Origin of the sequence: Ancylobacter sp. 3268 (genome assembly GCF_031456575.1) — a bacterium.
In the GTDB taxonomy this organism is placed as follows: Bacteria; Pseudomonadota; Alphaproteobacteria; order Rhizobiales; family Xanthobacteraceae; genus Ancylobacter.
In genome coordinates, this window is record NZ_JAVDUX010000006.1 from 52,445 (window position 1) to 76,306 (window position 23,862).

Here is a 23,862-nt window from a genome sequence, read left to right on the forward strand (position 1 = left end):
CTTCAAGGTCGATGCGAAATTCATGGTGTCTCCTCCCGGCAGCGGCAGGCGAGCCGCCGTCCGCGCCCCTCCGGATCGCTCACCGTCTCGACCAGCAGCACCCGCGCGCCGAGCCGCAGCCGGTCGCCCGGCTTCACCGCCGCCGGCGCGCGCAGCGTCACCCGATGCGTCAGCACCGCGCCGGGCCGGTCGGCGATCTCGGCAGGGGCGGCGTCGCTACGGATCGCGCCCCATAGGTCGCCCACCGCCTGATAGGTCAGCGTCGTTCCGCCGAGCCCGTCGGGTGTGGCCACCGGCGTCTCATGGGTCAGCCGGTGGCGCAGCGTACCCGCCCCGCTCACAGCCGCGTCACCCGATAGGGCGCCACCAGGGCACCCAGCGTGGCGGGAAAGGCGTTCGACGCCCCCGTCTCGTCGCGGTGCTCGTAGAAGTGCGCCAGCACCAGCCGCACCGCCTCGATCAGCGGCGCCGGCACGTCGGCGGCGCCCGGCCCGTGCCCGGCGGTGATATCGAGCGCGATGCCGGCGAGCGGGCGCAGCGGCGCCGCCACCGATGCCCGATCGACGCGGATCAGCCCCGGCAGCCGCGCGGTGTCGATGACGAAGCCGCCGGGCGGCACCGCCACCTCGTTGCCCTCGGCATCGATCAGTGCCACCGCATCGAGCGCGCGCAGCGGCGAGACCGGCACCGGGATCAGCCCGCTCGCCGGCCAGGCATCGCGCACCAGCCGCCAGTTCTGGTCGATCAGCGCCCGGCGGGTCAGCGTCTCCACCGTGGCGCGCGCGGCAACGATCATCGATGTGATCAGCGCGTCCTCGGCGTCGTGGTCGACACGCAGGAAGTCCTTCGCCTCGGCGAGCGTAAGCGGTTCGCTCGCGGGCCCCGCGAGCAGCAAAGCGGGCATCGGCCCCTCCCCTGATGTGCTGAAACGGCGCGGCGGCAAGGCCGGGACAGGCGCCGCCGCCTTGACGCCGGCCGGCCCGGACGGCAGAACCGCGCCACCCCTGCCGAGGAAGCCCGATGCGCGCCGTCCGCATGTGCCTGAAGCGTCCTGTCCCGAAGCGCGCCATTGGGCTGCGCCTCGCCCTCGCCGCGATGCTGGTCGGTATCGCCGCGCCGGCCTCCGCCATCGTCGGCGGTCGGCCGGCGGACGAGGCGACCAGGGCGCAGACCGCGCTGATCGTCTCGACGCGCGGCGCCTCCTGCACCGGGGTGGTGCTGTCCCCGTACGTCGTGCTCACCGCCGCCCATTGCGTGCAGCCGGCGGCGAACTATGCGGCGGTGGCGTTCGAGGCTTCCGGCCCGCGCCTCATCGAGGCCAGCCGGGTGGCGCTGCACCCGCAATTCGACCCGGCCTCGTTCGAAACCCGCCGGCCGACGCCGGACCTCGCGCTGGTGAAGCTGTCGGCGCCGCTGCCGGCGAATTTCCGCCCGGCGCGGCTGTCCAGCGAGCCGGCGCTCCCGGCCCGCCGCACCGCCTTCACCCTCGCCGGCTATGGCGTGGTGAAGGACGGCGACGGCAAGTCGGCCGGCACGCTGCGCGTGGTCAACCTGCCGAGCATCGGCACCACCGGCGGCATCATGATCCGCCTGTCCGCCAGCGATTCCGCTGGATCACCCGCCGCCGGCGGCTGCACCGGCGACAGCGGCGGCCCGGTATTCCTGAATGGAACCGTCGCCGGCATCATCGGCTGGTCGACGGCGGCCGGCGGCGCGCGCGGCTGCGGCGGCGTCACCGGGGCGACGCTGGTGGGTCCCCAGCGCACCTGGATCGACGCCACCGCCCGCGCCCTGGACGCGAATTGATTCGACCTCTTTCTTTCCCTCTCCCGTCGGGGAGAGGTGGTCCGCGCAGCGGGTCGGCGAGGGGGGCGCGATTGGGAAGCCAAGAGCCACCTCACCCCTCTCCCCCATGGGGGAGAGGGGGCCAGCATCGCTTCTTCCCTACGACGCGCTGAACTTCAACAGCTTGATGGCGTCGAAGTCCTGCACGCCGCCGCCGACGCGCTTCGTGGTATAGAACAGCACATAGGGCTTGGCGGAATACGGGTCGCGCAGCACCCGCACCCCGGCGCGGTCGACCACAAGGTAGCCGCGGCGGAAATCGCCGAACGCCACCGAGAGGCTGCCGGCGCCGATATTCGGCATCTCCTCCGCCTCGTGGACGGGGAAGCCGAGCAGGCTCGGCGGCTGGCCGGGTCCGGCCGAGGGCGCCCATAGATAGTGGCCGTTCTCGTCCTTCAGCTTGCGCACCGCGCCCTGCGTGCGCCGGCTCATCACGAAGCTGCCGTTCTGGCGGTAGCCGGCCTTCAGCGCGTAGACGAGGTCGACCAGCGGATCCGACGGATTGGCGCTCGGGAAATCCCCCGCCGTTCCCGTCGCCACGAAGCCGAGCGAGCCCCACGCCCAGGCGCTCTCGGCCACGCTGGCATAGCTCAGGAAGCCCTTCGGCTTGCCCACGCCGTCGCCGGTGACGAAGGCGGTGCCCTCCTGGCTGGCGAAGGCGGCCTCCACCTCGATGGCGAGCCATTCGTCGATGTTCACCGCCGCGTCGTCGAGCAGGGTCTGGGTCGCCACCGGCATGGCATAGAGCTCCATCGCCGGGAAGCTCAGTTCGTCCAGCACCGGGCTGGCGGTCTGGGCGCGGGCGGCGGTCTCGGCCACCCAGCCGACCGCCGGGCCGGAGGTCATGAACGGCTTCTTGTAGGTGCCGGCCGAGATGGTGCGGACATCGGCGATGGCGCGGATGGGGGAAAGCGCCGCCAGCCGCTTGCCGATCTCGCGCTCGGTCTCGCTCGGCACCACATAGCCGCCATCGGCGGCGACACCGGCCGACATCGCCTTGGCCTCGATGCGCTTGAGGCCGGCGGCCTCGCCATGGCGCACATAGGCGTCGAAGGCGGCCTTGTGCTCGCGCGCCGCGAGATCGGCGACCGGGTCGGCGCGGCCCGAGAGGCCCGGCCGGCGGGCCTTAAGCACCAGTTCGTCGATCAGCGCCTTCTGGCCGTCGAGCGCGGCATTGATGCGCTCCACCTTGTCGGCGGTCACCGCATCGACGCCGCGGCGCTCCAGTTCGCCGAGCCGCTGGTCGTTGGCGTCCTTGAACGCCTCGAAGGCGCCCATGAACTCCTCGAAGGCGGCGCTCACTTCCGGGCCGCCCGCCGACTTCACTTCGAGGCCGTCAGTCTGGTTCTGCATGAAGTTCATCCTTTCAGGGCAAAGAGGGGATCGGCGCGCCGATGGCGCCGAGCGCGCGCAGGCGCCGTGCGCCGCGGCGGATGGTGGCGGCGAGGGGCGAGCGACCGATGCCGGCACGCTTCACCGCGTCGATCCGGGCATCGGGCTGCATGGGAAAGGTGACGACCGACACTTCCCACAGATCGATGCGGGTCAGCCGGCGCACCCGCGAGCGCGGGTCGGTGCGGCCTTCCACGGCGCGAAAGCCGATCGAGAGCCCGTCGATCGCCCCGGCGCGCATCAGCGCCAGCACCTCGCGGGCGCGGGCGACGTCCGGCATCAGCCGGCCGCGCACGAACAGCCCGGTGGCGTCCTCGCGCAGCTCGGTCCAGACGCCGATCGGTTCGGCGGGGTCGTGCTGGAACAGCATGCGCACGCCGCCGGCGCCCCGCTCAGCCAGCGAGCGGGCGAAGGCGCCGCGCACGATCAGGTCGCGGCCGAGATCGACGCGGCCGAACAGGGCGGCATAGCCCTCGAAGCGGCCATCGGCCTCGATCTCGGCCAGCGCCGGGCCGGCCTTCACCTCGATGGCCGGCGCGGAGGGCGGAATACGGGCATGGATCATGCGCGCGCGCCTCCCTTTCCGGCCTTGCCGCGCTTCTTGCCGGGACGGCCGGCGGGGGCGGCGGCGGGGGTGCCGACATGGGCGGCGCGGTCGAGCTTGCCGAGGGTGCGGCCGAAATCGCGGAACACTTTCGGCGCGTCGCCGGCGCGGGTCGGCGCCGGCAGCCGTGGACGTCCGGGCAGGAAGGCCCGGATGCGGGGTGTGACCTTCATTCGTCGTCTCCGAACGTGGCGTTGATTTTGGCGTTGAAGCGCGCGATCTCGCGCACGAAGTCGTCGAAGCGCCGCACGCTGGCGGCAAGCTCGCGCAGGGCGACATAGGCAAAGGCGGAGGCGCCGAGCGCCCAGGCGAGCAGCGCCAGATGCGCGAGATCGCCCCGCGCCACGAAGGCGTCGATGAACCTGTCCATGGGCGGTCTCTGGTGGGAGGCACGGCGCGCCGTTCTGGGAACGCCGCCGCGACGCGCGGCTTGAGGTGCACATGCGCGCGGAACGGGATTAAGCTCGGGCGCGCCACCCGCGAGGAACATGGCCATGTCGAACGTATTCGACCTGTTCGTGCTATCGGCGCGCGAAAGAAGGCCGATCGCCTGCATCTATGACGGCCACGCCCGCCAGCTCTGCGTGCATGTGGTCGGCTACAGGCACGGCAAGCCGAAGGCCCTGGCCTTCCAGTTCGCGGGCGGCAGCGCCAGCGGTCTCCCGCCCGGAGGCGAGTGGCGCTGCCTGTTCCTCGACCGTGTCGGCGCCGCCCGCATCGTCGACGGCGGCTGGCACTCGGCCCGTCACTCGCAGCCCCAGACCTGCATCGACCGCGTCGTCGTGCAGGTCCGGGACTGAGGCCGCGCGAGGAAATGCGCGACGGCCCTCCTTCCTTCTCCCCGGCGGGGAGAGGGGGAGCCGATCGATCCATGCATCTGGCCCGCCAGCTTCTCTACCCCTCGCCATACCCCACTGCCGCGCGCTTCTCCTCGTCGGTGAGGAAGCCGGCCTCGCCGACCCGGCGCCACAGCGCCTCGCGCTCGGAGCTCAGCGCCTCGATGGCGTCGAGGTCCGGCACCAGCTCCAGCACTGCCGGCCCGAAGGCCGGCCCGAGCCAGCGCGCCAGCCCCTCTCCGATGCGCCGCGCCATCGGCAGCACTGCCTGGCGCCAGAACACCCGGTTGGCCTCGGAATAGTTGGCGTAGATCGCGTCGCCGGGGATGCCGAGCAGCATGGGCGGCACGCCGAAGGCCAGCGCGATCTCCCGCGCCGCGGCGTTGCGTGCTTCGAGGAAGTCCATCTCCTTCGGCGACAGCGACAGCGGCCGCCAGTCGAGCCCGCCTTCCAGCAGCAGGGGCCGCCCAGCATTGGCGGCGCCGGAGAAATTGTTCTCCAGCTCCTCCTTCAGCCGGTCGAACTGCTCGTCGGAGAGGTTGCCCGCCCCGCCATAGACCAGCGCCCCGGAAGGACGCGCCGAATTGTCGAGCAGCGCCTTGTTCCAGGCGCCGGCGGCATTGTGGAGGTCGAGCGCCGTCTGCGCCGCCTCCAGCGGCGGGGTGCCGTAATGGTCGTCGAGAGGGTTGAACAGCGCCAGATGCAGGATCGGCGGCACCGCGCCATCCTGCAGGAAGCGCAGCGTGCGGCCGCCCACCGTATAATCGTAGGCGTCGGCCCAGCCGTCGGCACCCGGCACCACCCTCATGCGGTCGGGGCGCAGCACATGCAGCTCGCGCACCCGCCCGTCGAGGCTCACCGCCTCGACATAGGCATTGCCGGCGAGCAGCAGATGCCCGGCCACCGCCTCGACGAGGCCGCCGCCGGTGGCCCGCGCATTCGGCCGGGCGATGAGGTCGAGCAGCGGATGCTCGGCATGCTCCTGCGCACCCTCCATCAGCGAGAAGCGCACCTGCGCCGCCCCCTCGGCGATCATCCGTACGCAGCGATGGGCGACGGCGTTGCGCAGATAGCCCTCCCCGGCCAGCGCCGCATAGTCGCGCGGCGTCCAGCGCGGCCGCCCGGCGGAGATGAGCGCCACCAGCGGCGCCGCGCGGGAGGCCTTGAGGTCCGGCGGCGCAGGGGCGCGGGTGAAGAAGGGCAGCTTCATGGGAAGGTTCCTGTCGTGAAGCGTCAGCGCCGCCGGCAGGCAGGAGTCGCCTCCCACCCCTGCCGGCAGCCTCGAAATCGGAATGTCGTGCCGTGCCGAAACGCGTCGCGTTACACGCGCCTCACCCGCGGCGCGTTCTCTTTCGGGCCGAGCGCCAGCGCGGTGATCGCCCAGACCAGCGCGTCGAGCCGGTCGGGCGAGCGTCCGCCGGACAGCCCGTCCGGGCCGAAATCGCAGAGCTCGTCCTCCAGCGCCGGAAACATCCCGGCATGGCGCACCCGGCCACGCTCGTAGAGCGCCGCCACCGGCTCGGCGCGCAGCCATTTGCCGCGCGTCGCCCGCACCTCGGCGACCGGCAAAGCGGGGTCGATGCCGGCGAGGATGGTGCGCACCATCTCGCCGCCCTGGTTCACCTCCACCACCACCCGGTCGGCGGCGAGCCGATGGAACAGCGCCACCGTCCGCGCGCCCCAGGCGCCCGGCGTCAGTCCGTGGCCGCTGTCGTCGGCGAGCACATGCACCATGCCCTCGCCGTCGAGCCCGGCGGCGACAATGCCGCAGGCATCCGCCCCCTTGCGTGAGGAGGCCGGCGGATCGACCGCCACCACGATGCGCGTCAGCGGCGGCGCCGCCTCCTCGCGGGCCGCCTCGATCCCCGCCCGGTTCCACAGCGCGTCGGCGCGGTCCTCGATCAGCTCGCCTTCCAGTTCCTGCCGTCCGAGCCGCGTGCCGGCATAGCGCCCGACCACCGCCTCCAGGAAGGTCGGCGCCAGATGCGCGGCGTTCTCGGCCGTGCCCATCCGGGTGATGGCGGTCGTCGGGTCGGCGATCAGCCGCCGCATCAGCGCGGTGGCGCGCGGCGTCGTCGTCACCATCTGCCGCGGCCGCTCGCCCAGCCGCAGCCCGAATTGCAGCATGTCGAAGGTCGCCTCGGCATAGCGCCATTTGGCGAGCTCGTCGCACCAGGCGGCATCGAATTGCGGGCCGCGCAGGCTTTCCGGGTCGTCGGCGGAAAACCCCTGCGCGATCGCCCCGTTCGGCCATTCCAGCCGGCGGCGGGTCGGCTCCCAGCGCGGGCGCTCGTGGCGCGGATGCACCGCCATCAGGCCCGACACCCCCTCCACCATCACCTCGCGCATATCGGCGAAGGTCTCGGCGACGAGGGCGATCCGTCCGGCGGGGCGGGCGGAAAATCCCGGCGCGCCGAGCGCCAGCCCGCGCACCCATTCGGCACCGGCGCGGGTCTTGCCGGCACCACGCCCGCCCATCACCAGCCAGGTGGTCCAGTCGCTTCTCCCCTGCGAAAGCTCGGGCGGCAGCTGCGCCGGCCGCGCCAGCAGGCTCCAGCAATGCAGCAGCCAGTGCGATACGCCGGGGCTGAGCCCGGCGACCGCCTCGTCAAGCCGCCCGCTCCGCCAGCACGCGCTCAAGAGCTTCCGCAAGTTCGCGTCGGTAGGCATCGGCGTCACGGAACATGTCATTGGCGCTGGCGTCCCCGGCATCCTCATCCTCGTCGCGGGCGATGGCGGCGAGTTCGCGCAGCGAGCGCACCAGCACGGCGAGCGTGCGCGCCGCCCGCTCGGCATCGGCGCCGCTGCGGTTGGCGTTCAGCCCGGCGCGCGCCAACAGCCGCTCGACGGCGGCGATCTCGCTCTCCATGCGCGCCACCAGCCGGGCGATCAGCAGCCGGCGCGACATCGGCCCCTCCGCTGCGGGTGCGGCGGAGGCGCTCTCGGCCGGGCCGGGGCCGGGGCCGGGGCCGGGCTCGGCCGCCAGCCGATCCTTGCGCCGCTTCCAGCCCCAATGGCCGACGCGGACATTCAGCGTCGAGCGGCTGATGCCGAGCAGGTCGGCAATGTGCTGGTTCGGCACGCGGGTATGCTCGTAGAGCCGGCGCGCTTCCTCGATCGCCTCGGGCGAGACGTCGCGCTTGGGTATCGTCATGATCCGTGGTTCCCCTGGAATCTCGGCCCCGCCACAATAAAAAAGCCGGCCTTGCGGCCGGCTGACGAATGGGCGCCCTCCCCGGCACCGCCGGCCCCGGACGCAATTGTGGAGCATGACGAAAACGTACCCGGGCAGCGTCACGCTGTCAAGGCATTTATTCCTACACCCGGAAATTTTCTCACACTTTATGCGTGCACGATCGCCGCCGCCATCCCTGGCGCCCGGCGCGGACTCGCGAGGCCGCGCCGCCACGGCTAAGCTGCGGCGGTCCGGCGGCCGCCGAGCCGCCCCGCGCCGCCACCGGTGGCGACCGGAGAAGGAACCCAAGACATGCAAGCCAGCGCCATTACCAGCGCTCCCTCTCCCTCGCAGCGGATCGACGCGCACATCGCGGAACTGGGCGACTGGAGAGGCGAAACGCTGGCGCATGTCCGCGGGCTCATCAGGCAGGCGATCCCCGATGTGGTCGAGGAATGGAAATGGCGCGGCGTTCCGGTCTGGTATCGCGATGGCATGATCTGCACCGGCGAAACCTACAGGAACGCGGTGAAGCTCACCTTCGCCAAGGGCGCCGCGCTTACCGATCCGTCGGGCCTGTTCAATGCCGGCCTCGACGGCAATGCGCGGCGCGCCATCGATCTTCACCAGGGCGATGCACTCGATGAAGAGGCGTTCCGTGCCCTGCTTCGCGCGGCCGTCGCGCTGAACCGCTCCAAGACGCGGCAACCGAGCGGCTCACGGCGATCCTAGCGGCCGGGCCCAGCCAGTGCCCGCACCGCCTGCACCGCCGCGCCCACCGCCGCCGCGCGCTCGGCCTCGCCGGCCGGCTCGGGCTCGAACAGTGCCCGGTGGTGCAGGTCGCCGGCCACCATATCGTGGAACAGCCGGGCCAGCAGCGTAACGTCCGGCCCCTCCGACTCCGGCCGCGCGGCCAGCCGGCGGGCGAGGAAGGCGGCGAAAATCGCCTGCGAGGTCGCCGGGCCGGCGGCATACCAGGCGGCGCCGAGTCGGGGAAAGCGCCCGGCCTCGCCCACCAGCGTGCGGTGCAGCGCCAGCGCCGGCGGGGTCAGCAGCGCGTCGATCAGCGCCCGGCCGAGCCGGGTCAGCCCCGCCTCCAGCCCCAGCCCCTCGGTCTGCGCCCCGGCGAGCGGCCGCAGCACCTCGGTCAGGGCGTCCTCTATGGCGGCGACGAACAAGCCCTCCTTGCCGCCATAGAAGGCGTAGATGTTGGTCTTGGACCCGCCGGCGGCCTGGACGATCTCGTCGAGGCTCACCCCGTCATAGCCACGGGCGACGAACAGGCAGGCGGCGATGCGGCGCAGCCGCTCGCAGGTCGCCTGCCCGCGGCCGGTGCGGCGGCTGGAGCAGCGACGGGCGGTGGAGCGCGCCGCCGCCTGCGACGCGAGCGCCGGCTCGCCGGCGCCGCTATGGTCGTCCGGGTCCGTCTCAGGCCCCCTGCTTCAGGTGCTGGACGAAACGGATCTCGGTGATGAGCGCATCGACGCCGCTGAGCACGAAATTCTTGGTCTTCTCGTCGGTGAAGGCGCCATCCTTCACCTTCTCGGCGACGGCCGGCACCGCGACATGCGGCACCACGGCGACGCGGGCGCCGGCGGCGGTGAGCGACTCGCGCAGCTGCGCCTGGGCGCGGATGCCGCCGGTCGAGCCGGGCGAGGAGGTGACGACCAGTACCGGCTTGCCGAGCAGCGCGCCCTTGGCATAGGGACGCGAGCCCCAGTCGATGGCATTCTTCATCGCGCCGGAGGTGCCGAAATTATATTCCGGCGAGGAGAAGATCACGCCGTCCGCCTCGGCAATGGCCGCGCGCAGCGCCGCGGCGCCGGCCGGCGGGGTGGCGGTGTCCTCGTCCTGATTGTAGAGCGGCACGTCGTTCAGGCGATAGACGGTCAGTTCCGCCTTGTCCGCCAGCGCCGCCTTGAGGGCCTCGAGGACGGCGGTGGAGAAGGAAGCAGCGCGCAGGCTGCCGGAAATGCCGAGAAGCTTGAAACGAGCGGACATGGGAAAGAACGTCTCCTGGGAATGAATGATACTCACCGGTATCATTTCATAGGTGGTCTTTGCTGCGCAAGCGGCGTTTCGCGGCTGCAACAGATTTGCGCTGCGACGCCACCCTCGCGCGCAGCCGGCAATCATGTTACCGATCATGGGCTTGTCTCGCGTAAACGGGGTGCCTGCCCTTGATCCTGACCGATCGCGACATTCGCGACGCCCTGGCCGCCGGCCTGCTCCGCATCGATCCGCCGCCGCCGGCGGAGTTCTATGCGCCGAACGGCGTCGATCTGCGGCTTGATTCCCTGCTCACCCTCTATCGCCCGCCGGCGGAGGGGGAGGACCCGGTCATCGATCCCGCCGGCCCCGGCTACAGTTTCCGCGAGGCGATCCTTGCCATGGCCGGCGATATCGAGATCGGCGAGCAGGGCTTCGTGCTCGATCCCGGCCGGCTGGTGCTGGGCTGGACCTGCGAGAAGGTCGACCTGATGCCCGGCGCCCGCCTTGCCGCGCGGGTGGAGGGCAAGAGCTCGCTGGCCCGCATCGGGCTGATCGTGCATCTGACGGCGCCGACCATCCATGCCGGATCGACCGGCCGCATCCAGCTCGAGATCATCAATCTGGGTCCGCGCCCCATCCGCCTGCGGACGGGCATGAAGGTGTGCCAGCTGATCCTGGAGCAGACGCTGGGGGTGCCGGAGACCGGCTATCGCGGCCAGTTCGCCGGCCAGCGCGCCGCCGGGTAGCGGTCAGCCGCCGGAAATCAAGGTCGAGCGGTTGAGCCGCCGCAGCGCCAGGCTGGTGCGCGCCTCGTCGCGACGGAAGCGCTCGACGCTCTGGCCAGTATAGACGAGGTGGCGCAGCGCCGCCTCTTCCGCCCCTGTCGCGTCACCCTCGATCACCGCCTGGCCTATCGCCTTGTGCTGGCTGAGCAATTCCTCGCGGAACTCGTCGATCGCGAACAGCTGCGTCCGGTTGAAGAAGATGTCCCGCCGCAGCATCTCGCTGAAGGCGCGCATGACGTGCAGGATGACGAGGTTGTGCGAGGCGCCGTAGATCAGCCGGTGCAGCACGATGTCCGCCTCCGCCTCGCGGGTGGCGTCGTTGGCGTCGTAGGCCGCCTGCATCTCGGCGAGGCAGTCGCGGATCGCCTGCCGTTCGGGGTCGCTGGCCCGCACCGCGGCAAGCCCGGTCGCCTTGCGCTCCACCGCCTCGCGATACTCGAAATAGTCGGCCGTCACCTGCTCGTTGGCATGCAGCAGCCCTGCGAGCGGCTCGGTGAGCGGGGCGAGGAACTGCGTCACCCGCGTGCCGTCGCGGCCGATCGCCAGAAGTCCGCGCTCCTCGAGGATTTGCAGCGCATCGCGCAGCGAAGGGCGCGAAACCTCCAGCTGCTCGGAGAGATCGCGCTCGCTCGCCAGCCGCTCGCCGGGACGCAGCACGCCTTCGAGGATCAGCCGCTCGATGTGCTCGGCAATGGCCTCGGCCAGTTTCGGCGTGCGCAGCCGCGCGGTCATCTTCCTGCTCCGAACTGATGTCCCGCTGCTTTTTTCATTTTCCGGCACCCGCGTCTACAACGAAGAGCTAAGCGACTGACCAGTTGACTCGATTGGTAAGGTAATTTTACCAAGCAACATTCCTGTTACCACCTTCCCCAACGGGGCGGGGTCAAGGTGCCGCCGGCCGGCACCCAATCGCGAACGCGAAAAACGGACGCCAAGTCCGGAAGGTTCTCTCGGAGGAAACGGATCTTGACCTGGAATCAGATTTACGACCCGTTCGGCAGCCTCGCCCTGTCGACGCTGTTCGCGGCCGTCCCCGTGGTCGTCATGCTCGTCGGCCTCGGCTTCCTGCACATGAAGGCGCACGTCGCCGCCTTCGCCGGCCTTGTCGCCGCCTTCGTCATCGCGGTGTTCGTGTTCGGCATGCCGACGGAAAAGGCCGGCATCGCCGCCGGTTACGGCGCCATGTATGGCTTGATGCCGATCGGCTGGATCGTCCTCAACATCATCTTCCTGCACCAGATGACCGAGGCCAACGGGTCGTTCACCACCCTGCAGCGCTCGATCGCCGGCATCACCGGCGACCGCCGGCTCCAGCTCCTGCTGATCGCGTTCTCGTTCGGCGCCTTCTTCGAGGGCGCGGCCGGCTTCGGCACCCCGGTCGCGGTGACGGCGGCGCTGCTGATCGGCCTCGGCTTCTCGCCGCTCGCCGCCTCCGGCCTGTCACTGATCGCCAACACCGCGCCGGTCGCCTATGGCGCGCTCGGCACGCCGGTCATCGCGCTTGCCGCCGTCACCGGGCTCGATCTGATGGACCTGTCGGCGATGATCGGCCGCCAGCTGCCGTTCTTCTCGCTCATCGTGCCGTTCTGGCTCATCTGGGCCTTCGCCGGCTGGCGCGGCATGCTGGAGATCTGGCCCGCCATCCTCGTCTGCGGCGTGTCCTTCGCCATCCCGCAATTCCTGGTGTCGAACTATCACGGCCCCTGGCTGGTGGACGTGGTGGCCGCCATCGTCTCCATGCTCTGCCTCGTCGGCTTCCTGCGCGTCTGGCAGCCGAAGAAGATCTGGACCTCGACGGCGCTGAAGGGCCGCGAGAATGGCGACGGCTCGGAAGGCACCACCACCAAGGGTGCCACCGATTTCACCACCGCCCGCCCCTCCACCGGCGCGCTGGTCAAGGCCTGGCTGCCCTGGGGCATCCTCACCGTGTTCGTGTTCGCCTGGGGCATCCCGCAGGTGAAGGCGCTGCTGGACGGGTTCTTCATCCGCAAGTTCGAGATGAGCGGCCTGCACAATCTGGTCTTCAAGGTGCCGCCGGTGGTCGCCGAGGCGCATGCCGAAGCCGCGGTGTTCAACTTCAACATCCTGTCGATGACCGGCACCGGCATCTTCATCTCCGCCGTCGTCGCCGGCCTCGCCATGGGCTTCTCGCCGCTGGCGCTGGCGAAGATCTATGCCCGCACGCTGTGGAAGGTGCGCTATTCGCTGGCCACTATCGCCATCATGCTGGCGCTGGGCTTCCTCACCCGCTACTCCGGCCTCGACGCCACGCTCGGCCTCGCCTTCGCCGCCACCGGGCCGTTCTACCCGCTGTTCGGCACGCTGCTCGGCTGGCTCGGCGTCGCGCTGACGGGGTCGGACACCGCGTCGAACGTGCTGTTCGGCGGCCTGCAGAAGATCACCTCGCAGCAGCTCGGCCTGTCGCCGGTGCTGATGGCGGCGGCGAACTCCTCGGGCGGGGTGATGGGCAAGATGATCGACGCCCAGTCGATCGTCGTCGCCTCCACCGCCACCGGCTGGCAGAACTCGGAAGGCACCATTCTGCGCTATGTGTTCTTCCACTCCATCGCGCTGGCGGTGCTGGTCGGCCTGCTCGTCAGCGCCCAGGCTCACCTGTGGCCGTTCACGGCACTGGTGATCCATAATTGACGTCACGAAGGGGAGGCCGCGGCGCCTCCCCTCCTCTTTGGCAGTATAGGAGCCGGGCCAATGGCCACCGTCACGAATATCCGGGATCTTCGCGCCATCGCCATGAAGAAGGTGCCGCGCGCGATCTTCCACTATGCCGACCGCGGCTCCTATGACGAGACCACCCTCAAGGCCAACAAGGCCGACCTCGACGCCATCCCGCTGCGCCAGCGGGTGATGATCGACGTCTCCGAGCGCTCGACCAGGACGACGATGATCGGCGAGGAGGTCGCCCTGCCGCTCGCCATCGCCCCCACCGGCCTAACCGGCCTGTTCCATGGCGACGGCGAGATCCATGGCTGCCGCGCCGCGCAGGCCGCCGGCATTCCCTTCACGCTCTCCACCATGTCGATCTGCTCGATCGAGGACGTGGCGGCGGCGGTGTCGAAGCCGTTCTGGTTCCAGCTCTATGTGATGCGCGACCGCAAATTCTCCGAATCGCTGATCGAGCGCGCCAAGGCGGCGAAATGCTCGGCGCTGGTGCTCACCCTCGATCTGCAGATCCAGGGCCAGCGCCACATGGACATCAAGAACGGCCTCGCCGTCCCGCCCAAGCTCACCCTCGCCAACGCCATCGACATCGCCACCAAACCGGCCTGGGCGATGAGCGTGCTGATGGGCAAGCGCCATAGCTTCGGCAATCTCGCGGTGCGCAAGGAGAGCGACAGCCTGACGACGCTCTCCCAGTGGATCGCCGGCCAGTTCGACCCCTCCCTGTCGTGGAAGGACGTCGAATGGGTACGCTCCATCTGGCCGGGCAAGCTGATCCTCAAGGGCGTGCTCGACGTCGAGGACGCCAAGATCGCGGCGCAGACCGGCGCCGACGCCATCGTGGTGTCGAACCATGGCGGCCGCCAGCTCGACGGCGCGGTGTCCTCTATCTCGGCGCTGCCGAAGATCGTCGACGCCGTCGGCGGCGGCCGCAGCGAGATCTGGTTCGACGGCGGCATCCAGTCCGGCCAGGACGTGCTGAAGGCCGTGGCGCTGGGCGCAAAGGGCTGCATGATGGGCAAGTCGTTCCTGTGGTCGCTGGCGGCCGGCGGCCAGAAGGGCGTGGCGCAGGCCATCGAGATCATCCGCCGGGAGCTCGACGTCTCCATGGCGCTCACCGGCACCAAGGACATCAAGAACGTCGACAAGAGCGTGCTGGCGCTCTGACGTCCGCACGCTTCCGGCATCGGCACGGTTGCGGATGCGCAGAGTGCCGGATGCCGCCGGCGCTCGCCGTGGCCTAGACAGGGCGGCATGACCGATCCCATCCTGTTCGCCCTCGCCGTGCTGGCGATCCTCGCCACACCCGGTCCCACCAACACGCTGCTCGCCACCGCCGGTGCCGCTGGCGGCATGCGCCGCGCGCTGCCGCTGATGCCGGCCGAGATCGGCGGCTATCTCGTCTCGATCAGCCTGCTCGGCCTGGTGCTGGGGCCGGCCATCGCCGCCTCGCCGATCCTCGGCCTGGGGCTGCGCCTCGTCGTCGGGCTCTACCTCCTCACCACCGCCTGGTCGCTGTGGCAGCGCTCCGGCAACGCGCCCGGCGCGGTCGGCCGGGTGGTGACGCCCTCGCGGGTGTTCCTCACCACCCTGCTCAATCCCAAGGCGATCCTGTTCGCGCTCGGCGTGGTGCCGTTGGGCACGGAGCGGGTGTGGCCCTATCTCGCCGGCTTCGCTGGGCTCTGCGCGCTGGTGGCGCTGGGGTGGATCGGCATCGGAACGCTCGCCGGCCGCGCCGCGGGTGCGAGCGGGCGCGGTCATATCGTCCCGCGCATCGCCGCCGCCGCCGTCGCCGGCTTCGCGGCCCTGCTGCTGACGTCGCCGCTGCTACGCTGAGCGCGCCCGGCCAGCTTCTCCCTTGCGGCGGCGGCTCGCCGCCCCCTTCGGCAGGCGCAGCGGCCAGCGCACCATGTGGTCGACGAAGTCCTCCAGCGGCAGTTCGTCCTCCAGCGCCGCCACCCGGCCGCGCACCGAGACGCCGGCGGCATGCACGGTGTCGCGGTCGCCGGAGACGAGAGGGTGCCACCAATAGAGGTCGCGCCCCTCGGCGATCAGCCGGTAGCCGCAGGAGGGCGGCAGCCAGTCCAGCGTGCGCACCACCTCCGGGGTCAGCCGCACGCAGTCCGGCACCTGCGCCTGACGGTTGGGATAGTCGCGGCAGCGGCAGCCGAAATCGTCGAGCAACTGGCAGCCTATGTCGGTATAGGCGATCGCCTCGGTGTCCTCGTCCTGCAATTTCACCAGGCAGCAGCGCCCGCAGCCGTCGCACAGGCTCTCCCACTCCTCGGCGCTCATCGCTTCCAGCGGCTTGCGCTTCCAGAACGGCAGATCCGGGAGTTCGGCATCCGAGGCGTGGGCGGTTTCGGCAGTCATCGGACCTCTCGGGGGCGGGAAACGCTCCGCCTCTCGGCGGTCGCCCCGCTTCACGGCTTGGCAATCAAACCTTAGATAGCTTCGACGTGCCGCCATGGCGAGCCCGCACCCTCAAGTGGTGTGCCCCGGACGTCTCGGCTATAAGGGCGGACGGGTAGAGTACCTCGCGGAGAGCGTGGCTTGGACGACGGGTCGATGAAGGACGGGGCTCCTGCGGGAGGCGCGGGGTCGGAAAACTCCTCTCCCGGCGGGGAACGGCCGCGTCGCCGACGCCTGCGCAACCTCCTTCTTGCCGTCGATTCCTGGATCGATTCGACCATCTATACCGGCGGCGTGCGGTTGCGCGCCGGATGGGATTCCTTCGTCGCCTTCACCGAGCGCTTCAACCTGCAGGGGCCGGCCCGCTGGGGCGTCGAGATCGCCTCGGAGGGCATGACCTGGGGCGCGGTCGGCGCGGTGCTGATGCTGGCGCTCGCCATCCCGGCCTTCCACGAGACCTCGGATGACTGGCTGAAGCGTTCCGAGCTGTCGGTGACCTTTCTCGACCGCTATGGCAACACCATCGGCGAGCGCGGCATCCGCCACAACGACACCGTGCCGCTGGAGGAGTTCCCCGATCATCTGATCAAGGCGGTGCTCGCCACCGAGGACCGGCGCTTCTACGAGCATTTCGGCATCGATATCCCCGGCACCTTCCGGGCGGTGCTGTCGAATGCCCGCGCCGGCGGCGTGGTGCAGGGCGGCTCCTCGCTCACCCAGCAATTGGCCAAGAACCTGTTCCTGTCGAACGAGCGCACGCTGGAGCGCAAGATCAAGGAAGCCTTCCTGGCGCTGTGGCTGGAGTTCCACCTCACCAAGAACCAGATCCTGAAGCTCTATCTCGACCGCGCCTATATGGGCGGCGGCGCCTTCGGGGTGGACGCGGCGGCGCAGTATTATTTCGGCAAGTCCGCCCGCGAGGTCACGCTGGCCGAGGCGGCCATGCTGGCCGGCCTGTTCAAGGCGCCGTCGAAATTCGCCCCGCACATCAACCTGCCGGCGGCGCGCGGGCGCGCCTCGGTGGTGCTCGACAATCTCGTCGATGCCGGCTTCATGACCGAGGGCCAGGTGTTCGGCGCCCGCCGCAACCCGGCGACCCCGATCAACCGCAAGCAGGAAGACACGCCGGACTACTATCTCGACTACGCTTTCGATCAGGTGAAGACCGTGGTTGAGACCCTGCCGAAATCCTATGCCGAGCGCTCCTTCGTGGTGCGCACCGCGCTCGATCCCAACATCCAGAAGGCGGCCGACACCGCGATCCGCGACAGCCTGAAGCAGTTCGGCAAGGATTACGGCGCCAGCCAGTCGGCCATGGTGGTGCTGGAGCCGAACGGCGCCGTGCGCGCCATGGTCGGCGGGCGCGACTATGGCGAGAGCCAGTTCAACCGCGCCACCGACGCGCTGCGCCAGCCTGGCTCGTCCTTCAAGCCCTATGTCTACACCGCCGCGCTGATGACCGGGAAATACACCCCGCAGACCATGGTGGTGGACGGGCCGATCTGCATCGGCAACTGGTGCCCGCAGAATTACGGCCGCTCCTATGCCGGCCGCCTGCCGCTCATCCAGGCCCTGACCCGCTCGCTCAACACCGTGGCGGTGAAACTCGCCGAGGCGATCGGGCGCGGGCGCATCGTCGACCTCGCCCATGCCATGGGGGTGAAGAGCGAATTGAAGATCACTCGCGCCCTGCCGCTCGGTGCCGCCGAGGTGACGGTGATCGACCAGGCGACCGGCTATGCCGTCTTCGCCAATAACGGCATGTCGGTGGACCCGCACGCCATATTGGAGATGCGCACCCCGGCCGGCGAGCCGGTGTGGAACTTCGACCGCAACGGGCCGAAGCCGCACCGCGTGATCCCGGAGAACATCATCGCCATGATCAATCCGATGCTCAACAGCGTGGTGGAGAACGGCACCGGCCGGCGGGCCATGATCCCCGGCACCAAGGTCTCCGGCAAGACCGGCACCACCAATGCCTATCGCGACGCCTGGTTCGTCGGCTTCACCGGCAACTATGCCGGCGCCATCTGGTTCGGCAATGACGACTTCACCCCGACCCGCAAGATGACCGGCGGCTCGCTGCCGGCGATGACCTGGCAGAAGGTGATGGCCTTCGCGCATCAGGGCATCGAGCTCAAGCCGACGCCCGGCCTCGGCAACCAGCCGGCGCCGAAGCTCGACGGGGCGGTGGCGGAGGCCGCGCCGCTGGATATTGACGGCTTCCAGCGCCCGGTCACCCTCGCTCCCGCCTCGGCGGTGCGGCTGATGGCGCTGTCGGAGCGGATGCGCCTGGCGGCCGAGGCCGCGCGCCGGCCGAGCGCCTCGCTGCCGGCCAGCGAACAGTTCGCCGGCGCCGACGCCACCCCGGCCATCGACCGCAATTGACCCTCGCCGCCGGCAGTTCCATTGCTGGCATCGCGCTCCTGATACCGGATTCGTCCCGACCGTGCGTCCGCTGCTCTTCATCCTGACCCTCGCCATCGGCGCCGTCGTCGGCCTCGGCCTCGTCTGGTTCGCCACCGCCAACGGCTACGGCCCCGGCGTGGTGCATGCCGGGGCGTGGAAGGCGTGGCCCAGGGCCGGCACCGAAGACGCCGATCCCTATGCCCGCGCGGCGCTGGCCCGCGCCGGGGAACTGCCGCTGGAGCTCGCCGACGGACTGGCTTTCGTCGCCACCACCGACGACAGCGGCAAGTCGCTGGACGGGCGCTGCGACATCCGGCTCTCCGGCACCGTGCCGCAGGCGCGGTTCTGGACGCTGACGCTCACGGACCATGACGGCAATCTCGTCGACAACGCCGCCGACCGTCATGGCTTCACCTCGACGGAAGTGGTGTGGAATCGCGACGGCACCGTCGATGTCGCGCTGGGCCCGCGGGCGCGCGCCGGCAACTGGCTCCCCACCGGCGCCCGCGATCGCCTGGTGCTGACCCTGCGCCTCTATGACGCGCCGGTCGGCCTCGCCAGCCGCACCAGCGACGCGCCGGACATGCCGAAGCTGATCACGGAGCGCTGCCCGTGAAGCGTCTGGTGGTTCCCATCCTCGCCGGCCTGGTGCTCGGCGCCATCGTCCACCTCATCGGCGTGCTGATCATGCCCTATGTGGCGGAACGCGACGCCTATGCGCGGCTGTCCGGCGTCGGCCAGGTGAACGCGATCGCCCTGATCGAGGATCCGCGCACCCTCGCAACCGCGCTGCCGGCCTCCGATCCGGCCTTCGTCACGGCGGTATGCCTCTACGATCTCACCGAAGGCCCGCTGAAGGTCCGCACGCCGACGACGGAGGACTACACCTCGATTTCCTTCTACACGCGATACGGCCTGCCGTTTTACGCCATCAATGACCGCTCCGCCGGACGCACCGTCATCGAGCTCGACCTGATGAATGCCCGCCAGAAGGCGGCGATGCCGGAAGACGAGGAGGTGACGGTCGCCGATCGGCTGGTGGTGGAATCGCCGTCGCAGCAAGGCATCGTCGTCATCCGCGGCATGGCACGCGAACGCGGCGCCCGCGACGAAGTGAAAGCCGCGATCGCTTCGGCGAGCTGCACCCCCGCCCCCTGAACCGCCTGCGCTCAGGCCTTGGGCGGCGCCGCGCTCGCGGTGGCCGCAGGCGGCGGCACCGTGCGCGAAATGCGGATGGCCGGCAGGATCACCACTTTCGCCGACACGGGTAATACGGGCTCCCGGCGACGATCACGCCGCACGCGTAGCTTGCGGGAGGCAGGAAACGGTACGACCGAACCCATTCTGCGTCTCCGACCTTCAGCCAAACCGGATAGGTAAAGGCTAGTTCGGCATGGTTAACGGCTTGCTAACGTTCATGGCGCAATTTGGTTCGGCCGGTCCCGGCGCGCTCCCCCCTTCCCGTTCGAACCTGTCGTCCTTCATGCCCTCCACCGTCGGCCCCAGTCTCAAGGCCACCATCGAGGACTTCCGCAGCCATGGCGCCGATACGCGCCCGGCGCTGTTGGCGCTCCTGGTCGATCGCGTGATCGAGGAAGGCCCCGGCGACGCCGATTCCGCCCGTCGGCTCGGCATATTGCTGCCGCGGCTGATGGAGGGGGTGGCGCCCGCGCTCGCCCGCGAGGCCGCCGAGCGTCTGGCGGGGCGTGCCGACCTGCCGGCGGAACTCGTGCACAGACTGGCATCCGGCCCGATCGACAGCGCCGCGCCGCTGCTGCGGCTGTCGCCGGCGCTGGACGAGGCCGCCCTTCTCCAGCTCGCCGCCGGTGCCGAACCGGCGCGGCTGCAGGCGATTGCCGCCCGCCGCGACGTGTCTCCCGAACTAGCCAAGCGGCTCGCCTCCACCGTCCATCATGCGCGCGAGGCGCATCAGCGTCGGCCGCAGGCGACGGCGGATTTCTTCACCGCCACGCCGGAAGAGCGCGCGACCCTCCTGCATCGTCTGCTCACCCTGCCGCCTCTGCCATTGGCGGAAAGGGTCGGCGCGCAGGGCGGAGCCTTCACCGACAGCCTGCTCGCCGCAGCCAAGCGCGAGGACCGGGCCGCCCTCGCCCTGTTGCTGGAACGGGCGCTGGCGGTGCCGGCGGAGGCCGCCGCGCGCATTGTCGAGGACGAGGCGGGGCAGGCGCTCGCCATCGCCGCCCGGGCGCTCGGCCTGAGCTTCGCCGTGCTGTCGCGGATCCTGTTCCGCCTGCATCCCGGCGTCGGCCGCTCGTCGAGCGACATGGCGCGTCTGGCCGACCTGTTCGATGGGCTGCCGCTGGCCAGCGCGCAGCATATGGTGGCGATCTGGCGTGGCGCCCGCCGCGCCGGCGTGCCACGCCCCGCCGCCGACACCCCGTCGATGCGCGATTTCGCCGTGCCGCGTCCGGCACCGGGGAGCGCGCAGGCCGGCGATACGCTGGCGGAGCCGCGCCGCCAGGGCTAGCGCAGCGGGGCGATATCGAGAAAGCTGCGTCCGGCGCGATCCTCGATCTCGACGAACCACAGATCCGGGTCGAAGCGGATCTCCTTGTCCATCCGCTCCTCCGCCTCGGCTTCCGGCCGATCGGCCGGCACGATGGCCGCGAAGCGTCGCTCGGGGCTGTCCTCATCGTCGAAGGAAGGGGGAGCCGGCCCGTAAAGCGCCGCCAGGCCATCCAGCGTCGCGATCTTGACGAACACCGCGCCCGCCTCTTCGGCGCCGCGTCGGCGCACGGCGGCAAAGGCCCCTGCGCCATTGGCGCGCCGTATCAGGGCGGAAACCCAGATGGCGCTCTTCAGGCGCATGGCGCTCCCCTATTGAATGGCGAATCCGGCGACGGCGTTGAGTTCGCGCACCAGCCGGTCGGAAAGCTGGCCGGTCACCGGCAGGCGACGGTCGTGCTCGAAATCCTTGATCGCCTTCTCCGTCGCCTCGCTGGCGCGTCCATCGATGCGGAGCGGCCCATAGCCCAGGCGAGCCAGCGCCTTCTGCACCTCCAGCATGCGCGCGGATACCGCGACTTCGGCCGGCGGACGCACCGGTTGGGCAGCCATCGGCGCCGCCGATGCCGCTGCGCCGGCCTGGTTGGCCAGCGCGGCCATGCCGCCGGCATCGACCTTCGCCGCCGGCTTCGGCACGGGCGGCTTCACCGGCGGCAGCGGCATCGTGGCAGCGGCCGGCGCGGTCACCGGCTCGCTGGTCTGGGCGAGCGGAGCGGCGGCGACCGGAGAAGGAGCGGGAGACGAAGCGGCCGCCGGGCGGCTCGCCGTCGGAGCGGGAGGCGGTACCGGCGTGCCGCCGCTCTCGCGCCGGCCCTCCTGGAACATGAAGGCGTTGGCGAGGACCGCGGCGCTGGCGGCGGCGGCCACGAGCACCATGAACAGATCCGAGCGGCGGTGCCTCGGGCGCTCCGGCACGACCAGGCCGCGCTGTGCGCCGAGATCGATTCCATCCACGAGAAGGTCGCTCGCATATGAACGCGGCATCCCGTACTCCCCCGCCGCCGACCGTGCCGGCCGGCTCTCCACGGCACCCGCCACCGGCGCCCTTGCCCGACGATCATGATGCCGGCGTGCTTAACATCCGCTTTCCGCAATCGGCTGATTTTGCGCGATTGCGACACCGGTTGCGCAACGTCTGCGCGCTAATATCGCCGAAGATGGGCGACAGGAGGGCGTGCGAGGAACGCCGGCGGCGCCTGTTCCGGAGATGAGAGACACGCGATGTTCTTCCTTCTGCGTATCGGGTTCTGGCTCACCATCGTGCTGCTGCTGTTGCCCTCGCTTCCGGGCACGCAGCCATCGGGGACGGATGCGCCGGGCACGGCGCAGGTCGATCCGCTCAAGGCGTTGTCCGCCGCCAGCTCCGCGGTCTCCGATGCCGGCGGCTTCTGCGAGCGTGAGCCGCAGGCCTGCGCCATCGGCAGCGAAATCATCACGCAATTGGGCAGCCGGGCGGAAGCCGGCGCCCAGCTGCTGCTCGGCTATATCGGCGATCAGATCTCCGAACAGAAGCGTAAGGCCGCCGAGCGCGCCGCCGCCAATCCGGCAGGCGATACCCTCACCGCCCACGATCTCAGCCCGGCCTGGCAGGCGCCGGTCGCCGACGAGGCCGGCGCGCGCGCCGACGCCTCCTCGTCCGCGATCTTCGGCCCGCCGGTGGCGACCCCCGCCTCGGTCAACGCCGCTCCCGCCGCCGCGCCCTCGATCCCCACGCCTCCGCGCCGGCCGGGCTGAAGCCCGACCATTGCGCTCGGGGCGGTCGCACCCCTATATGCGCGTCGAGGGGCGCAGCGACATGGCCATGAGCATCGACGACATCATCGACGACTTCGAACTGCTCGACAGCTGGGACGACCGCTACCGTTTCCTCATCGAGCTCGGCCGAAAGCTGCCGCCCTTCCCGGAAGACGAGCGTTCGGAAGCGACCAAGGTGCAGGGCTGCGCCAGCCAGGTCTGGCTGGTGAGCAATATGGCGGAGACGGCCGATGGACCGCGCCTGAGCTTCGTCGGCGATTCCGACGCGCATATCGTGCGCGGCCTCATCGCCATCCTGCTGGCGCTCTATTCCGGCAAGCCGGCCCGCGACATACTCGCCATCGATCCCGCCGCCGTGTTCAACCGGATCGGCCTGCGCGAGCACCTGACGCCGCAGCGTTCGAACGGCCTGCGCTCGATGGTGGAGCGGATCCGCGCCGATGCCCGCGGCGCGCTAGCCGCCGTCTGATCGTCCCGCCGCGTCCGGCGGCGCGCTCCAGCTGCGCAGCGGGCTCCGCTCCGGGCCCTTCACCTCGCGCGACAGGCCATAGTGGCGCGCCAGCCGGCTGAGGGCGAGGCCCAGGATCACCTTGCCGGAGCGCGCCGGCCAGCCCTGGTCCAGTTCCACCTGCTCTATTCCCTGCAGGAAGCAGCACACATCGAGCAGCACGTCGGAAAACTCCGGTCCGACGACCTCCATCGCCCGCGTGACCCGCTGCTTCGCCGCAAGCACCGCTTCCGAGACATCGAGGCCGGTGCGGGCGGCATGGCGCGCCGGCGGGCGACCCATCCCGCTCCAGTCCGCCGTGGTGCGCGGCATCATCTGCGCGCGGGTGAAGTCCGCCCTGAGCCGCTCCCCGGCCATCAATTGCACCGCATCGATGAAGCTGCGCCCGTCGCGGCCGCGCCGCCGCGCCAGCCAGGCGAGCGGGCTCTCGGTGATGTCCACCTCGACCCAGCTGCGGTGGCCGTCGATCACGATCTCCAGCCGTTCGATGATCCGCCCGGTCGCGCGTTCACTCGCCATGGCCGGCCTCCGTGGCGCGGCGCAGCCGCTGCTCGAGTGTGGTGATCCAGCCATCGCAGCCGTGATCCTCGCGATGCTCCTCGATCCGGCGACAGGCATGGGCGACGGTGGAGCGGTGCCTGCGGAAATCCAGCGCAACCCGGCCCATGGGTTCGCCCAGCCCGACATGGGCAAGATACATGGCCAGCGCACGGGCGGAGGCGCTGGCATGTCGCCCTCTCCGCGCATGCAGGATGTCGTGAAGCGAAAGGCCGGAGCTTTCGGCGGCGAGGCGGGCGGCCAGCAGGCTGGATCGGCCCATTGGCTCGGTCGGTGGGGGAAGAGCGCTTGGCGTCATGAAGCATATACTCTTACTTGCAGGAATTTAAACCTACACGTGAGAGATGCATTTAACAAGACACCTTGATGCACCCGCGGGCCAGAAA

At 70.4% G+C, this 23,862-nt stretch carries 31 protein-coding genes; 13 read left to right on the plus strand and 18 right to left on the minus strand.

Annotated elements, in window-relative coordinates; all coding sequences use genetic code 11:
* Window positions 1-20: 20 nt before the first annotated feature.
* Both J2X65_RS10260 and J2X65_RS10265 read right to left on the minus strand, forming a co-directional pair.
* Window positions 21-341 (minus strand): head-tail adaptor protein, encoded by a 321-nt coding sequence (locus J2X65_RS10260; RefSeq protein ID WP_310200814.1) that lies wholly within the window; start codon window positions 339-341, stop codon window positions 21-23.
* Window positions 338-904 carry a head-tail connector protein gene (locus J2X65_RS10265; protein ID WP_310200815.1) on the minus strand — a complete coding sequence of 189 codons (567 nt, stop codon included), beginning with the start codon at window positions 902-904 and terminating at the stop codon, window positions 338-340. The genes J2X65_RS10260 and J2X65_RS10265 overlap by 4 nt, the downstream gene beginning before the upstream one ends.
* A 116-nt stretch (window positions 905-1,020) precedes the next feature.
* Here J2X65_RS10265 and J2X65_RS10270 point away from each other — a divergent pair, with 116 nt between their 5' ends.
* Entirely contained in the window at window positions 1,021-1,806 is a 786-nt protein-coding gene (locus J2X65_RS10270) for a trypsin-like serine protease (protein ID WP_310200816.1), read from the plus strand.
* 138 nt (window positions 1,807-1,944) lie between these two features.
* Here the strand turns inward: J2X65_RS10270 and J2X65_RS10275 are convergent, their stop codons facing one another.
* From J2X65_RS10275 to J2X65_RS10290, 4 genes are read right to left on the minus strand one after another with little or no spacing between them, the layout of a single operon-like run.
* The gene (locus J2X65_RS10275) at window positions 1,945-3,198 is read right to left on the minus strand and encodes a phage major capsid protein (RefSeq protein ID WP_310200817.1); all 1,254 of its coding nucleotides are present in this window, start codon (window positions 3,196-3,198) and stop codon (window positions 1,945-1,947) included.
* A 13-nt stretch (window positions 3,199-3,211) separates the two neighbouring features.
* On the minus strand, window positions 3,212-3,802 hold the full coding sequence (locus J2X65_RS10280; protein WP_310200818.1) for an HK97 family phage prohead protease: 591 nt from the start codon (window positions 3,800-3,802) through the stop codon (window positions 3,212-3,214).
* A complete protein-coding gene (locus tag J2X65_RS10285; protein ID WP_310200819.1) occupies window positions 3,799-4,014 on the minus strand; it encodes a hypothetical protein in 216 nt (71 codons plus the stop codon). Before J2X65_RS10285 ends, J2X65_RS10280 begins: the two co-directional genes overlap by 4 nt.
* Window positions 4,011-4,211, minus strand: coding sequence for a hypothetical protein (locus J2X65_RS10290; protein WP_310200820.1), 201 nt, complete (start codon window positions 4,209-4,211; stop codon window positions 4,011-4,013). The genes J2X65_RS10285 and J2X65_RS10290 overlap by 4 nt, the downstream gene beginning before the upstream one ends.
* A 124-nt stretch (window positions 4,212-4,335) precedes the next feature.
* Here J2X65_RS10290 and J2X65_RS10295 point away from each other — a divergent pair, with 124 nt between their 5' ends.
* Complete coding sequence (locus J2X65_RS10295) at window positions 4,336-4,641, plus strand: hypothetical protein (protein WP_310200821.1); 306 nt, start codon at window positions 4,336-4,338, stop codon at window positions 4,639-4,641.
* A gap of 94 nt (window positions 4,642-4,735) precedes the next feature.
* Here the strand turns inward: J2X65_RS10295 and J2X65_RS10300 are convergent, their stop codons facing one another.
* The 3 genes from J2X65_RS10300 to J2X65_RS10310 form a co-directional block, all read right to left on the minus strand.
* Window positions 4,736-5,887: a phage portal protein gene (locus tag J2X65_RS10300; protein WP_310200822.1), complete on the minus strand. Its 1,152-nt coding sequence runs from the start codon at window positions 5,885-5,887 to the stop codon at window positions 4,736-4,738.
* A 110-nt stretch (window positions 5,888-5,997) separates the two neighbouring features.
* Window positions 5,998-7,317, minus strand: a complete 1,320-nt coding sequence (locus J2X65_RS10305) for a terminase large subunit domain-containing protein (protein ID WP_310200823.1) — start codon at window positions 7,315-7,317, stop codon at window positions 5,998-6,000.
* The gene (locus J2X65_RS10310; RefSeq protein WP_310200824.1) at window positions 7,286-7,831 is read right to left on the minus strand and encodes a hypothetical protein; all 546 of its coding nucleotides are present in this window, start codon (window positions 7,829-7,831) and stop codon (window positions 7,286-7,288) included. The genes J2X65_RS10305 and J2X65_RS10310 overlap by 32 nt, the downstream gene beginning before the upstream one ends.
* Window positions 7,832-8,164: 333 nt before the next feature.
* On the opposite strand from J2X65_RS10310, the gene J2X65_RS10315 reads away from it, so the two are divergent.
* Window positions 8,165-8,584, plus strand: a complete 420-nt coding sequence (locus J2X65_RS10315; RefSeq protein WP_310200825.1) for a DUF1801 domain-containing protein — start codon at window positions 8,165-8,167, stop codon at window positions 8,582-8,584.
* Here the strand turns inward: J2X65_RS10315 and J2X65_RS10320 are convergent.
* Together J2X65_RS10320 and J2X65_RS10325 are read right to left on the minus strand one after the other, a co-directional pair.
* The gene (locus tag J2X65_RS10320) at window positions 8,581-9,156 is read right to left on the minus strand and encodes a TetR/AcrR family transcriptional regulator (RefSeq protein WP_310201057.1); all 576 of its coding nucleotides are present in this window, start codon (window positions 9,154-9,156) and stop codon (window positions 8,581-8,583) included. The two genes, J2X65_RS10315 and J2X65_RS10320, sit on opposite strands and share 4 nt — an antisense overlap.
* A 124-nt stretch (window positions 9,157-9,280) precedes the next feature.
* On the minus strand, window positions 9,281-9,853 hold the full coding sequence (locus J2X65_RS10325; RefSeq protein ID WP_310200826.1) for an NADPH-dependent FMN reductase: 573 nt from the start codon (window positions 9,851-9,853) through the stop codon (window positions 9,281-9,283).
* Between the two features lie 179 nt (window positions 9,854-10,032).
* On the opposite strand from J2X65_RS10325, the gene dcd reads away from it, so the two are divergent.
* Window positions 10,033-10,590, plus strand: coding sequence for a dCTP deaminase (dcd, locus tag J2X65_RS10330; protein ID WP_310200827.1), 558 nt, complete (start codon window positions 10,033-10,035; stop codon window positions 10,588-10,590).
* A 3-nt stretch (window positions 10,591-10,593) separates the two neighbouring features.
* On the opposite strand, the gene J2X65_RS10335 is transcribed toward dcd, so the two are convergent.
* The gene (locus J2X65_RS10335; RefSeq protein ID WP_310200828.1) at window positions 10,594-11,361 is read right to left on the minus strand and encodes an FCD domain-containing protein; all 768 of its coding nucleotides are present in this window, start codon (window positions 11,359-11,361) and stop codon (window positions 10,594-10,596) included.
* A 234-nt stretch (window positions 11,362-11,595) separates the two neighbouring features.
* Here J2X65_RS10335 and J2X65_RS10340 point away from each other — a divergent pair, with 234 nt between their 5' ends.
* From J2X65_RS10340 to J2X65_RS10350, 3 genes are all read left to right on the plus strand, one after another.
* The gene (locus J2X65_RS10340; RefSeq protein WP_310200829.1) at window positions 11,596-13,278 is read left to right on the plus strand and encodes an L-lactate permease; all 1,683 of its coding nucleotides are present in this window, start codon (window positions 11,596-11,598) and stop codon (window positions 13,276-13,278) included.
* A gap of 60 nt (window positions 13,279-13,338) precedes the next feature.
* On the plus strand, window positions 13,339-14,475 hold the full coding sequence (locus J2X65_RS10345; protein WP_310200830.1) for an alpha-hydroxy acid oxidase: 1,137 nt from the start codon (window positions 13,339-13,341) through the stop codon (window positions 14,473-14,475).
* Window positions 14,476-14,562: 87 nt separating this feature from the next.
* Window positions 14,563-15,144, plus strand: a complete 582-nt coding sequence (locus J2X65_RS10350) for a LysE family transporter (RefSeq protein WP_310200831.1) — start codon at window positions 14,563-14,565, stop codon at window positions 15,142-15,144.
* Here the strand turns inward: J2X65_RS10350 and J2X65_RS10355 are convergent.
* A complete protein-coding gene (locus J2X65_RS10355; protein ID WP_310200832.1) occupies window positions 15,136-15,681 on the minus strand; it encodes a YcgN family cysteine cluster protein in 546 nt (181 codons plus the stop codon). The two genes, J2X65_RS10350 and J2X65_RS10355, sit on opposite strands and share 9 nt — an antisense overlap.
* 195 nt (window positions 15,682-15,876) lie before the next feature.
* Between J2X65_RS10355 and J2X65_RS10360 the strand changes: the two genes are divergently transcribed.
* The 3 genes from J2X65_RS10360 to J2X65_RS10370 all read left to right on the plus strand — a co-directional run bounded on the left by J2X65_RS10360 (window position 15,877) and on the right by J2X65_RS10370 (window position 19,287).
* Window positions 15,877-18,108: a transglycosylase domain-containing protein gene (locus J2X65_RS10360; RefSeq protein ID WP_404977693.1), complete on the plus strand. Its 2,232-nt coding sequence runs from the start codon at window positions 15,877-15,879 to the stop codon at window positions 18,106-18,108.
* Window positions 18,109-18,169: 61 nt separating this feature from the next.
* Entirely contained in the window at window positions 18,170-18,745 is a 576-nt protein-coding gene (locus tag J2X65_RS10365) for a DUF1214 domain-containing protein (RefSeq protein WP_310200834.1), read from the plus strand.
* Window positions 18,742-19,287: a DUF1254 domain-containing protein gene (locus tag J2X65_RS10370; RefSeq protein WP_310200835.1), complete on the plus strand. Its 546-nt coding sequence runs from the start codon at window positions 18,742-18,744 to the stop codon at window positions 19,285-19,287. The genes J2X65_RS10365 and J2X65_RS10370 overlap by 4 nt, the downstream gene beginning before the upstream one ends.
* An 11-nt stretch (window positions 19,288-19,298) precedes the next feature.
* On the opposite strand, the gene J2X65_RS10375 is transcribed toward J2X65_RS10370, so the two are convergent.
* Window positions 19,299-19,472 (minus strand): hypothetical protein, encoded by a 174-nt coding sequence (locus J2X65_RS10375; protein ID WP_310200836.1) that lies wholly within the window; start codon window positions 19,470-19,472, stop codon window positions 19,299-19,301.
* Between the two features lie 74 nt (window positions 19,473-19,546).
* Here J2X65_RS10375 and J2X65_RS10380 point away from each other — a divergent pair, with 74 nt between their 5' ends.
* Window positions 19,547-20,617 carry a hypothetical protein gene (locus J2X65_RS10380; RefSeq protein WP_310200837.1) on the plus strand — a complete coding sequence of 357 codons (1,071 nt, stop codon included), beginning with the start codon at window positions 19,547-19,549 and terminating at the stop codon, window positions 20,615-20,617.
* Here the strand turns inward: J2X65_RS10380 and J2X65_RS10385 are convergent.
* Together J2X65_RS10385 and J2X65_RS10390 are read right to left on the minus strand one after the other, a co-directional pair.
* Window positions 20,614-20,958: a DUF1491 family protein gene (locus tag J2X65_RS10385; protein ID WP_310200838.1), complete on the minus strand. Its 345-nt coding sequence runs from the start codon at window positions 20,956-20,958 to the stop codon at window positions 20,614-20,616. The two genes, J2X65_RS10380 and J2X65_RS10385, sit on opposite strands and share 4 nt — an antisense overlap.
* A 9-nt stretch (window positions 20,959-20,967) precedes the next feature.
* Complete coding sequence (locus J2X65_RS10390) at window positions 20,968-21,639, minus strand: peptidoglycan-binding domain-containing protein (protein ID WP_310200839.1); 672 nt, start codon at window positions 21,637-21,639, stop codon at window positions 20,968-20,970.
* Between the two features lie 237 nt (window positions 21,640-21,876).
* On the opposite strand from J2X65_RS10390, the gene J2X65_RS10395 reads away from it, so the two are divergent.
* Window positions 21,877-22,389 (plus strand): DUF5330 domain-containing protein, encoded by a 513-nt coding sequence (locus tag J2X65_RS10395; protein ID WP_310200840.1) that lies wholly within the window; start codon window positions 21,877-21,879, stop codon window positions 22,387-22,389.
* A gap of 67 nt (window positions 22,390-22,456) precedes the next feature.
* Window positions 22,457-22,879 (plus strand): SufE family protein, encoded by a 423-nt coding sequence (locus J2X65_RS10400; RefSeq protein ID WP_310200841.1) that lies wholly within the window; start codon window positions 22,457-22,459, stop codon window positions 22,877-22,879.
* Here J2X65_RS10400 and J2X65_RS10405 read toward each other — a convergent pair.
* Both J2X65_RS10405 and J2X65_RS10410 read right to left on the minus strand, forming a co-directional pair.
* Complete coding sequence (locus tag J2X65_RS10405; RefSeq protein ID WP_310200842.1) at window positions 22,865-23,437, minus strand: DUF6456 domain-containing protein; 573 nt, start codon at window positions 23,435-23,437, stop codon at window positions 22,865-22,867. The genes J2X65_RS10400 and J2X65_RS10405 overlap by 15 nt on opposite strands.
* Entirely contained in the window at window positions 23,427-23,738 is a 312-nt protein-coding gene (locus tag J2X65_RS10410) for a helix-turn-helix domain-containing protein (protein WP_310200843.1), read from the minus strand. The genes J2X65_RS10405 and J2X65_RS10410 overlap by 11 nt, the downstream gene beginning before the upstream one ends.
* Between the last annotated feature and the right edge of the window lie 124 nt (window positions 23,739-23,862).